Below are 11,409 nucleotides of genomic sequence, written 5' to 3'. Positions count from 1 at the left end.
ATTAATACAAGAAACAATGATAAAAAGTATATAGAATAATTAAAAAGAGTATTTTGTTAAACTATATTAATGGTGGGCCTAACAAGACTTGAACTTGTGACCTCACCCTTATCAGGGGTGCACTCTAACCAGCTGAGCTATAGGCCCTTAAATGGTGGAGAATAGCGGGATCGAACCGCTGACCTCCTGCGTGCAAAGCAGGCGCTCTCCCAGCTGAGCTAATTCCCCAATATTAATTTCTAAATACTAATAGAAATAAAATATATTTAATTATTAGCTGTCAATCTTTCAAAACTAAACAAGGATTGATTGAGATATTTTCCTTTGATGTATATCTTGTGAGAGAATATACATTGTACTCTAGAAAGGAGGTGATCCAACCGCAGGTTCTCCTACGGTTACCTTGTTACGACTTCACCCCAGTCGCTGATTCCACTGTGGGCGGTAGCTAGTTTAGCATTCCGACTTCGAGTGAAATCAACTCCCATGGTGTGACGGGCGGTGAGTACAAGACCCGGGAACGTATTCACCGTAGCATGGCTGATCTACGATTACTAGCGATTCCGGCTTCATGGAGTCGAGTTGCAGACTCCAATCCGAACTGGGACATATTTTATAGATTTGCTCCATCTCGCGATATTGCTTCTCATTGTATATGCCATTGTAGCACGTGTGTCGCCCCGGACATAAGGGCCATGATGACTTGACGTCGTCCACACCTTCCTCCTCCTTACGAAGGCAGTCTCATTAGAGTGCTCGCCCTAAGCGTTAGCAACTAATGACGTGGGTTGCGCTCGTTGCGGGACTTAACCCAACATCTCACGACACGAGCTGACGACAGCCGTGCAGCACCTGTCTTAACATTTCTGCAAGCAGACACTCTTCCATCTCTGGATGATTTGTTAGATATCAAGTCCGGGTAAGGTTCTTCGCGTATCTTCGAATTAAACCACATGCTCCACCGCTTGTGCGGGTCCCCGTCTATTCCTTTGAGTTTTAATCTTGCGACCGTACTCCCCAGGCGGTATACTTAATCCGTTAGGTGCATTACTGCCTTGACTAGCAAAGCAACAACTAGTATACATCGTTTAGGGCGTGGACTACCAGGGTATCTAATCCTGTTTGCTCCCCACGCTTTCACGCCTTAGCGTCAGTTGAGTTCCAGCAGATCGCCTTCGCAATGGGTATTCCTGGTGATCTCTACGGATTTTACCCCTACACCACCAATTCCATCTGCCTCTCCCTCACTCTAGATTATCAGTTTCCCAAGCAGTTCTATGGTTAAGCCATAGGATTTCACAAAAGACTTGATAATCCGCCTACGCGTCCTTTACGCCCAGTGATTCCGAGTAACGCTTGCACCCCCCGTATTACCGCGGCTGCTGGCACGGAGTTAGCCGGTGCTTATTCGTTAGGTACCGTCATGGTTCTTCCCTAACAAAAGGAGTTTACGCTCCGAAAAGTGTCATCCTCCACGCGGCGTTGCTGCTTCAGGGTTTCCCCCATTGAGCAATATTCCCTACTGCTGCCTCCCGTAGGAGTCTGGACCGTGTCTCAGTTCCAGTGTGACTGATCATCCTCTCAGACCAGTTATGCGTCATAGCCTTGGTAAGCCATTACCTTACCAACTAGCTGATACAATATAGCCTCATCCCTTACCGAAAAACTTTCCCGACCAAACTTATGTTTGGAAGGAGTATAGAGTATTAGCAGTCATTTCTAACTGTTGTCCTCTTGTAAGGGGCAGATTAGCTATACATTACTCACCCGTGCGCCACTAAGATTAAAAAAGCAAGCTTAATTAATCTCCGTTCGACTTGCATGTATTAGGCACGCCGCCAGCGTTCACTCTGAGCCAGGATCAAACTCTCCATATAATTTATATGAAGTTTTTAATCTAAAAAACTTTAATTTTTTTGTTAATCAGTTTTAAGTCTATAAACAATATAGACTGGCTCAATCGATCACTTGTTTAGATTTCAAAGATTGACTAATAGTTTAACATTTATAATTTAACAGAACAACGATATTTAAAAAGAAAAGCTTTATTAACTAAAAGTTAAAGGTGGTTTCTCAAATCGTGAGCTGGAATTATATAAGAGTAATGCTTAAATGCTACTTAAATATAAAATAATATTTTAAATAATTTGAATTTGGGTGAGATTGGGGTTGGTTTTATATAAAAGTATGGAAAATAATAGAAATTATGGCTATGTTTAATATGGGTGTATATGGGTTGATGATTGTTGTGTGAAGAGGGATGGGTGTTTTAGGTTTATTATGTTCATATTTTAATATATAAATGGCAAGAAAAAACAATAATTTAGATATTTATAGCTATTATTATATTTAGTGACACCATAATTTATACAAAAAACATATAATCACTAAAGCCTTAATTGGTTTAACAAAAAAATACTTAAACTTCAAACAACAAATCATTAAAATTATTTTTTATAAACTATCTATTTTGCTGTGCAAAAAAATACTAATCACAAGTTAATATATATCCTGTTTCTGATACATTTTTTAGCTTTATACCAAGCTCTCTTTTTAATCTTAGTATGGTGTTTTGAATAGCACCTTTACTTACATACTCATTATCATATACAAATTCTTCTATCATCTCATAGCTAACTAGTTTATTTAGATTATAAGCAAATAACCAAAAGAATTTGTTTTGAAGATAAGATAGGTAAATTTCTTCTCCATTTTTAAATATCTTTTCTTTTTCTAAATTTATACTTATCTGATCGTTTATTTTTGTGAGTTTTTGGTATTTTTCATAAGTTAAGGCTATTATCATAGATCTTAACTCTTTTATGTCTATTGGTTTTTTTAAAAAAAGAGCAGCACCTTGTTGTATGCTTTTTATTAAATTCATATCAGTATCAAAAGATGTGAAGACTATAAATTTTTGATAAGGTTTTATTTTAGAAATTTCTTTCATCATTTCTAGACCATTCATTATAGGCATATGAATATCTGTTATAACAATATTTGCTTGGTATTTTTTAAAACTTTCTATTCCTTCAAGCCCATCTTTTGCTCCATAAACATTGTTGCAATAAGGTTTCAAACCACTTACCAAAAGCTCTCTTGACATATCATCATCTTCTACTATCAATACTGATATATCTTTTAATAATTTTAGAGATTCATTTATCATAAGTTTTCCTTTTTGCTTTTTAAATTTATATCAAAACTTAGTTCAAATTCTGTAGGTTCTGCATTTTTTATAAGTTTGATATCTCCATTAATTTTTTCATTTGCTAGCTTTTTGCCAAAGTAAAGTCCTATACCATTTCCGTATTTTTTAGTTGTTTTTGGCTGTGAAAAAATTTTACCTATCATTATTTCATTTATGCCGCTACCAAATTCACTAACTTTTATATAACACTTTAAGTTGCTAAATTTTACCGATATAGTTATCTTTCTCTTTTGTATGTCATTTTTAAACTTGTCCACTAAAGCATCTTTTGCATTGTGAATAAGTATAAGCAGTATTTGCTGGATTATATTTTCTATTTGGTTTACTTGTTTATCATCTTTTATATCCAAAACAATATGAACATTTGCTCTTGCTAGTTCCGTATGCATTAGTGTCAGAAGATTTTGAATGCTTTGCTTTATACTAAACTCACTGATATTTTCTGTGGTTTTATAAAAATTTCTAAAAATTTCAATAGTATTATTTAAAAGAACGATTGATTTTTGTCCTTTGCTCAGCATACTCTCTAAAACCCCATCTTCCAAATTACCCTCTTTTTTTAACATTAATAGGGTTGAAATCATTAAATTTAATGAATTTACAGGCTGGATAAATTGGTGATTTATCCCAGTTAGTAGCTCTCCTGCTTCGCTCATTTTGGCTTTATGCGAAAGCAAAAGCTCATATTCATCCTTGCTTTTTTTAATTTTTTCATACATTAAATTATGTAAAAAATTTGCCAAAGCCGCTAGTAATATAAAGGCAAAAAGAACAAGTATGGCATTTTTGGTTATTGTTGATAAAAGTTTATTTATCTCTTCTTTATTGTTTGTCCCAGCTCCTATATACCAGTTTAGTGAAGGAATTTCTGAAATAGATATAAAATTTGAATCTACTTGCAAGCTTGTTATATCTTCATCTATCAAAAATATACTTTTAAATTTATTTTGAATTTTATTTTTTAAATTCAAATCATTTATTTTGGTTAAAATTTCACCACTATGTGTTACTATAAAAGAGTAAGAATTTGGTTGAAGTTTGAAATTATTTATATTTTTAAAAAGACTTTCTAGTCTTACAATCCCGCAAATAGCGGCTTCAAATTTATTGTTTTTATAGTTTGGAACACATATATTTAGTGTTTTTTCTTTTAAAATTGTATGAGTTGGCATAAAATTCACAGTTGGTTTTAGATTTTCTTTGGTGTCTAAATACCATATTAAATTTAGTCTTGTTTTTCTTTCATGCTCATTTATAATTTTTTCGCCGTTTATATAAAGTTCTCCATCTTTATTTAAAATTTGTATAAGATCAAAACCACTTGCCGAACCTTTTAAAAATATTTTTGTAAATTTTTTGATTTTTTCTTCATCTTGAAGAACATTAGATGCTTCTATGAATTTAGAAGCCGAAGAAAGTAAATTTATCCTTTCATTTAGCCAAAAATGAAATACTTCAACTATATTTTGACTTGTTGTTTGCGAATTTTTGTTTAAAAGTGTTGTTATCTGGTATTTTGCATTGTTGTACATATTTACCCCAAGAAATACAACCAACATGCTTAAAATAATTATTATGGTATAAAATTTTAAATTTTTCTCATTTAAAAAATGCACTCATATTCCTTTTTGAAATATAAAAACAACTATACCAAAAAAGGTCTAACAATAGACCTTTTTATTATTTTGGATTTTTAACTGTTGTTATGATTTTACTAGTAAATAATACTAATAATACAATAAAACAAACAACAAAGCCAAGTAAAGTACTATCTGCCATAGACATAAAGTGTTGTGAAGGTATCAAATACCAGCCATCTTGATATAAGTTTATGAAGTATTCTTGAATGCTATTTAAAGTAACTCCATCTGGTATTACAGAGTTCTCAAATCCACAATCCCCAGTAGGTAAAAACCAATCAGGAGCCCATATGTGAAGTGGTAAGTTAAATGGATATGTTGGATCTGTTGAACAACCTTGAACACCAAAAGGATCATCGCTATGTGCTGCCGCATGTATTCTAGCAAGCTTTACACTATACATAATTCCTTGTATTGCACCCCAAAAAGCAAAAGCATACCCAGGTAGTATAAAATAATTTTTCTTAGGGTTTATTGTAGCTAATATCCCACCAAGAGTCATACATAAAAATGCAAATCTTATATATACACATTGCTCACAAGGAGGCATATAAAGATAGTGCTGAAAGAAAGAGTGGGCTAAAACTACTAGCCCAGCACTTACAATTATCAACAATATCCAAGGGTATCTAGTATATTGCCAAGATGATATTTTTTGTACTATATTCATTTTTAAAGCCTATTTTTTTAATAGTTCTTCTATAAGTTGTGCAAAACCATCTATTGATTTGATACTGCTTGTATAGATTAGATATTTACCATTTACAACAAATGCTGGAACACCTTGAATTTTAGCTACATCATAGGCAGCATCCCATTTTTTAAGTAAGTCTTGAACTTCTGGAGTTTGTAACTCTTTATTGTATTCATCCATGCTCATACCAACAGCATCAAGACCTGTTTTTAAAAAAGCTGCTTCATTCTTACCAGCATCCCATCTCTCTTTTTTGTCATGATAGGCTTTATAGTATGCAAATTTAGCTTTTTTAAATAGTGATTTTTCATCTAAAAGACTAGTGCCATTTTTCATATCTTTAACAGCTAAAATAGCTAATATTTTGCTTCCAGCCTCACCATAATCACCCTTTGTTTTTAGATGAAATGGAACATACTTTAAACCAGCAACTTTTTCAACAACTTTTGGTGTTACACTTTTATCATATTTATAACAAAATGGGCAAGCATAACTAAATACTTTTGTTAGTGTATTGTTTTCTACAGGTAGAGGATTTTCTAGTTTCATGTAGTCCTTTCCTTCTGTAAAAGCATTTGCACTTAAAGCACCAAAGATAGCAACAGCTGACAAAAGTTTAGTTGTCTTAGCAAATAAAGATTTCATAATAAAACTCCTTATAATAAAAATTTGATAATGTAATTTTATACAAACCAACTTCCAAAAAAATAACGCTAGTATAAATTTAAGATTAAATATATTGTTTATTTAAAAATTACTCAGTAATATATAAATTTAAACTAGCTATATAATTTAGTGTATTTGTATATTTAATTAATGCTGTTTTAATATTTGCGTGATTTATTTGTTATTTTATTTTTATAGAATTATTTAAATATATAAATTTATTAAATATAAAAAATAATTTTTGTATTTAATATTTTAAATCAATAAGGAGTAGATCAATGAAATCAAAAAGTATTATTTCATCAGCCTTAGTTGCTGCAATGCTTATAGGCGGACTTAGCACAACTGCATTTGCCATAGGCGGACCAAGCGGACCAAAAAATGACTATCAAGTACAAGGTAAAATAGGCGCTATTAAGTTAAATCCTTATGGATATGCCCCACTAACAGCTATAATTATGAATGGTGGCTACATCCTTTCAGATGTGCAAGTAACCATTCTTCCGAAAAAAGATGGACAAACTATTAGTTATAAGGTAGATAATCAAACTCTAAAAACTTATGGTGGCATACCTGTATTTGGTCTTTATCCATCATATACAAATACTGTTGAAGTTACTTATACAAAAGCAGCTATTGGCTTTAAAAACGAAACAGTTACTGAGCAGTATTTAATAACAACAGGCGGTATAGGTTTAACTCCATCAGGGCTTACTATGCAAAAAGGACCTTTATTTGGCACTGTAAAAGTTGTAACTCCTGCCGCAAAAGAATTTGCAGACAGACTTTATCTTATAAATAATGTTTCAGGAAAAGCTCCTGGAAGAAGCTCTCAAGCTACTTGGAATAATCCAGCTGGTGGTGCTTTAGAGTGGAATGATTCATCAAATTCATTCGTTGTTGATACAAAAGGCGAGGTAAGATGGTTTTTTGATTCAGACAAATTATTGGATTATGGTAATATATACAAAACCGGTATTCAAATGGGCTTTAGACAAAATGTAGATGGTGCTTTAACTTGGGGTTTTGGACAAAGATATGTTAAGTATGATTTGATGGGAAGACAAATTTTTGATCGTCAATTACCACTTGGATATAATGACTTTTCTCACTCTTTAAAAAATGCTTCAAATGGCGATTATTTTCTAAGAGTTGGCACATCTAATGTAAAAAGACCAGATGGTAAAAATGTAAGAACAGTTAGAGATACAATTGTTGAAGTTGATCAAAATGGAAATGTTGTTGATGATTGGAGATTGTTTGAGATACTTGATCCTTATAGAGCCGATGCTATTTTGGTTCTAGATCAAGGTGCGGTTTGTTTAAATGTTGATGCTTCTAAGGCAGGCCATACTACAAGCTCCCAAGAACTTGCAAAACTTGATAAACAAGATAAGTTTGGTGATATAGCAGGAACTGGTATAGGTAGAAACTGGGCTCATGTAAATAGTGTTGATTATGACAAAAATGATGATTCTATTATTATCTCAAGCCGCCATCAAAATGCTTTTATAAAAATAGGTAGAGATAAAAAAATAAAATGGATAGCTGGTACACATAAGGGTTGGAAGAAAGAATTCCAAGATAAATTACTTCAACCAGTTGATAGCAAAGGTAAAAAAATCGTTTGTGATGATGAGTATAGTAAATGTCCAGGATATCTAAATGAAAATGGTGGATTTGACTGGACTTGGACACAACATACTGCATTTTTGATTGATTCTAAGTCAAATAAAGATATAGTTTATCTTACAGTATTTGATAATGGAGACAGTCGTGGTATGGAGCAACCAGCTCTTCCTAGCATGAAATACTCTCGTGCTGTTGTATATAAAATAGATCAAAATAAAATGACTATACAGCAAGTTTGGGAATACGGCAAACAAAGAGGAAGCGATTGGTTTAGTGCTGTTACAAGTTTAACAGAATATCAAAAAGATAAGGATTCAATTGTAGTTTATTCAGCAACTGCTGGTATGCAATTTGATTTATCAAAAGGTGTGCCTGTCGGTGATCCTGCTCCTGAACTTTTGGAATTTAAATGGGGCTCAACGACTCCATCATTTCAACTTAAATTTACAGGCACTGGTATAGGCTATCAAGCGATGCCTTTAAGTCTTGAAAAAGCTTTTAATAAAAAAAATAAATAACCTCAATACGGCTATAATTTTATAGCCGTATATACCACCAATCAATAGTAATCTAAAACAATATATCAAAAAACAAATTTTTATAACCTATCTAAAAACGCAAATTTTAACTATGTTTTCAAAAAATATCATTAAGCAGTTATGTATAAAAAATAAAATAAAAAAAGCCATAAATTCACAATCTATGGCTTAAAAAACTATCTTAGATAGCTTCCTTGTTTTTTTTCTGTAGATACTGGCTTATTTTCATATTCAATATCACTTGAATACGCATCTTCGCCTTTTATATAATGTATTATAGCACCAAGGTCGCTATTTGAAATTTTTCTGGCCACATCTCGCATAAGTATTTTATTACTACCGCCAAATTCATTATCGGTTCTATAGGATATAACACTACCTTCTATGTCCTCAGCGCTCATATTTTTAAGAGCAGTTGCTCCACTTGGACGCTTTTGCATATCTTCACCATGACAAGACATACAGTTCTTTTCATAAAGTTCTTTACCCAAAGAAGTAGAATAATGCCCTCTTTTATTTACACCTAGTTTTAAAACTCTAGTATCTTTATAAGTTCTAGGGTCTTCATCCACAAAGATATCTATATTAGCATTATTATCTTTGGCATATTGTTTTGCGACTTCTGAAAGGTTTTTTCCAAACTCACCTGTAGCTTTTATATAATAAACCTCGCTTGCACCAAATGCAAAATAGCCTAAACAGCACGCCAAAGATAAAATTTTTATTATTTTCATTTTCTGCCTTTTATAAAATTAAAATTATTAAAGTTATCATTATATCATAAAAAATCAATTATATAAAAGCATTTAGTAAAATAAAGATGATAAATAAAGTGTGTAAAATTTAAAAATCCCAAGCAGGATAAACCTAACTTGGGATATATCAAGATAATAACAACAGGTTATTAGAATGAGTATTTAGCTTGGAATCTATAAGCGGTACCATCTTCTTTCTTATCTTTATCGCCACCTACGTTTTTGGTAGTAGTTGCTGCATACCAAGTTGTAAATTTAAGTTTTTTGCTATAGTTGTAAGACAATCTACCTACAACCTCTTCATGTTTTTCTTTTGCACTCTCTTTAGCAGCAAATTTGTTTTGACCATTTTTATAATCAACACCAACAAAGAACTTATCAAAGTTATATCCAGCTGTAGCAAAGAAAAATCCACCTTTACCACTTAACCAAGTATAATCATAGTGATTGTATTCACCAGCATCTATCAAAGAGCCTTGATCTTCTAATGAAAATGAAGCTACACCATCTTTTGCTTTATCTTTTTCTTGTTTATTATTAGTCTTTACCTTCCAACCAACATAACCAGCACTTAGATCAACACCATAAAGTGCTGTAGTAGCTTCAAATGCATAAAAATCACCATCACTATATTCTTTAACTTGTTTTTTCATTTCACCATCTGCATCTGTAGTTACATACTGACCTTTTAAGCCAAAGCTAAGATCATCACTTATAGCAAAATCGCTAGCTAACTCAACAGCAAATAAATCAGCTACATTTTCTAAAGATGCATACCATAATTGGAATGATACTGGATCATAACTACCTATAGCAGCTAGACCATAAAGGTTTCCTATATCATAGGCATCTACTGGTGGTTGTTTGACATTTTTTACTTTATTTAATTGACGAACTTGCGACCAAAGCTCACCATCTGATTCTATTTTATGGTTTTCTATAGCACCAAATCCAACTGCAGCAAGAGTCAGTCCCTCTATATCAGAGTTAATAACTCTAATACCAGTACCAACAGCATCATCTGTAAAGAATGTACCTAACTCTTGTTTACCAGCTGTTATAGTAGTGTTATCAGCTTTATATCCTAAGTAAAACTGGCGAATTTCAAAGTGATTTCTTGTATGAGAAACATCATAAGCATCTGGTTTTGATTGTCCAGTTGCACCAAGTGTATGACCTAATTGATCTTGGCTTGTATATATAGTAGATAAAACACCAAAGAAATCATCAGCCAAAGCTGCACTGAAGTTAAGCGCTGCATTAAGCTTAGCTTTTCCTTTAGAATCTTTTTCTTCTTTAGCCTTACCATTATCTTTAGATGTTTCTTTCTCTGTAACATTATCATAACGATATAATAAGCTACCACTTACATCTATACCTTTTATAGCTTCTTCTAGTGGGGTAGCTGATGCTACAGAAAAAGTTCCTAATGCAACCAAAGCTGCTAAACTAATTTTTGTTAGTTTCATAATTGTTCTCCTTTAAAAAATTGTAATCTCGTAATATTAAGTAATTAACGCTTAAATAATTATAAAATTTCATAATTTTATTACCGATTGTTTACTGAAAATTACCAAAAGTTAGCAATTATCAAAATACACTCATTTTAAATACAAAAAATAAAATAATATTTAATTTTAAGCTATATACAAAAGAGAAGATAAGAAATATTTTCATAAAAAATAGCTATCACATATAAATATTAACATCAAAAAACAATAGCCATTAAAAAAACTTTTTGATTAACATATATCTGATTTAGCCTAAATTAAATGTTTTAAAAAACGAGTTGTTTTATTAGGATTGGGGATTGAATATTCTATCTTTAAATCTGCTAACGCTTCTTATAATGACATATAATAGTTATTTGTATATAAGATATCATCAAATTAAAACAAGCTTTTAATACTTAGCTTTAGTTATCATTATTTTATTAAAAAACATAAATCCAAAGTATCTTTTGATACATCAACGCCATAAAAATAAGCTTTTTTCATGCGCTAATCTTTTTTTAAAAAATATAATTTTGTTATTTTTCTTATATAAAATAAAGTATAGAAACTTACTAAGATTTTTAACCAAGAACAAAAAACGGAGATAACCGCTAAATCTTCCTCGTAGTGTCTAAGCACTTGGATTTGGTAGAGAGAATTACCATTATTTTACATTATTTCAACAATTTATAAAAGCATGATTTAAGAATGGATAACTTTTATGAATAATTATGGATTGATAAAGCAAATTTTATTTTAAATAACTTTTGATTAGAAAG

General features: G+C 31.8%; 7 protein-coding genes, 2 tRNA genes and 1 rRNA gene. 1 reads left to right on the top strand and 9 read right to left on the bottom strand.

Annotation, left to right across the window (positions count from 1 at the left end; translation table 11 throughout):
* Window positions 1-70: 70 nt before the first annotated feature.
* From CPIN18021_RS03040 to CPIN18021_RS03010, 7 genes are all read right to left on the bottom strand, one after another.
* Window positions 71-147 (bottom strand) — tRNA-Ile (locus CPIN18021_RS03040).
* A 5-nt stretch (window positions 148-152) separates the two neighbouring features.
* A tRNA-Ala gene (locus CPIN18021_RS03035) sits at window positions 153-228 on the bottom strand.
* Between the two features lie 136 nt (window positions 229-364).
* Window positions 365-1,877 (bottom strand): 16S ribosomal RNA (locus CPIN18021_RS03030).
* Between the two features lie 611 nt (window positions 1,878-2,488).
* On the bottom strand, window positions 2,489-3,166 hold the full coding sequence (locus CPIN18021_RS03025) for a response regulator transcription factor (RefSeq protein WP_078424870.1): 678 nt from the start codon (window positions 3,164-3,166) through the stop codon (window positions 2,489-2,491).
* Window positions 3,166-4,827 (bottom strand): sensor histidine kinase, encoded by a 1,662-nt coding sequence (locus tag CPIN18021_RS03020; RefSeq protein WP_089503386.1) that lies wholly within the window; start codon window positions 4,825-4,827, stop codon window positions 3,166-3,168. Before CPIN18021_RS03020 ends, CPIN18021_RS03025 begins: the two co-directional genes overlap by 1 nt.
* 64 nt (window positions 4,828-4,891) lie before the next feature.
* Window positions 4,892-5,521, bottom strand: a complete 630-nt coding sequence (gene dsbI, locus CPIN18021_RS03015; RefSeq protein WP_078423095.1) for a protein-disulfide oxidoreductase DsbI — start codon at window positions 5,519-5,521, stop codon at window positions 4,892-4,894.
* A gap of 9 nt (window positions 5,522-5,530) precedes the next feature.
* Window positions 5,531-6,190 carry a thiol:disulfide interchange protein DsbA/DsbL gene (locus tag CPIN18021_RS03010; protein ID WP_078422925.1) on the bottom strand — a complete coding sequence of 220 codons (660 nt, stop codon included), beginning with the start codon at window positions 6,188-6,190 and terminating at the stop codon, window positions 5,531-5,533.
* Between the two features lie 299 nt (window positions 6,191-6,489).
* Between CPIN18021_RS03010 and CPIN18021_RS03005 the strand changes: the two genes are divergently transcribed.
* Window positions 6,490-8,361: an aryl-sulfate sulfotransferase gene (locus tag CPIN18021_RS03005; protein ID WP_078422926.1), complete on the top strand. Its 1,872-nt coding sequence runs from the start codon at window positions 6,490-6,492 to the stop codon at window positions 8,359-8,361.
* Window positions 8,362-8,558: 197 nt separating this feature from the next.
* Here CPIN18021_RS03005 and CPIN18021_RS03000 read toward each other — a convergent pair whose 3' ends face one another.
* Together CPIN18021_RS03000 and CPIN18021_RS02995 are read right to left on the bottom strand one after the other, a co-directional pair.
* Window positions 8,559-9,116, bottom strand: coding sequence for a c-type cytochrome (locus CPIN18021_RS03000; protein ID WP_078424375.1), 558 nt, complete (start codon window positions 9,114-9,116; stop codon window positions 8,559-8,561).
* Window positions 9,117-9,286: 170 nt separating this feature from the next.
* Window positions 9,287-10,606 carry a major outer membrane protein gene (locus CPIN18021_RS02995; RefSeq protein ID WP_078424374.1) on the bottom strand — a complete coding sequence of 440 codons (1,320 nt, stop codon included), beginning with the start codon at window positions 10,604-10,606 and terminating at the stop codon, window positions 9,287-9,289.
* Window positions 10,607-11,409: the final 803 nt, after the last annotated feature.

The organism is Campylobacter pinnipediorum subsp. caledonicus, assembly GCF_002022005.1.
In the GTDB taxonomy this organism is placed as follows: Bacteria; Campylobacterota; Campylobacteria; order Campylobacterales; family Campylobacteraceae; genus Campylobacter_A; species Campylobacter_A caledonicus.
The sequence above is the reverse complement of the archived record's forward strand: the minus strand, read 5'-3'. Positions and strand labels throughout refer to the sequence as shown.

Bases quoted from the DNA above. Each gene is read 5' to 3' on its own strand.
- CPIN18021_RS02995 (WP_078424374.1), bottom strand. From the start codon at position 10,606: ATGAAACTAACAAAAATTAGTTTAGCAGCTTTGGTTGCATTAGGAACT.
- CPIN18021_RS03005 (WP_078422926.1), top strand. From the start codon at position 6,490: ATGAAATCAAAAAGTATTATTTCATCAGCCTTAGTTGCTGCAATGCTT.
- dsbI (WP_078423095.1), bottom strand. From the start codon at position 5,521: ATGAATATAGTACAAAAAATATCATCTTGGCAATATACTAGATACCCT.
- CPIN18021_RS03000 (WP_078424375.1), bottom strand. From the start codon at position 9,116: ATGAAAATAATAAAAATTTTATCTTTGGCGTGCTGTTTAGGCTATTTT.
- CPIN18021_RS03010 (WP_078422925.1), bottom strand. From the start codon at position 6,190: ATGAAATCTTTATTTGCTAAGACAACTAAACTTTTGTCAGCTGTTGCT.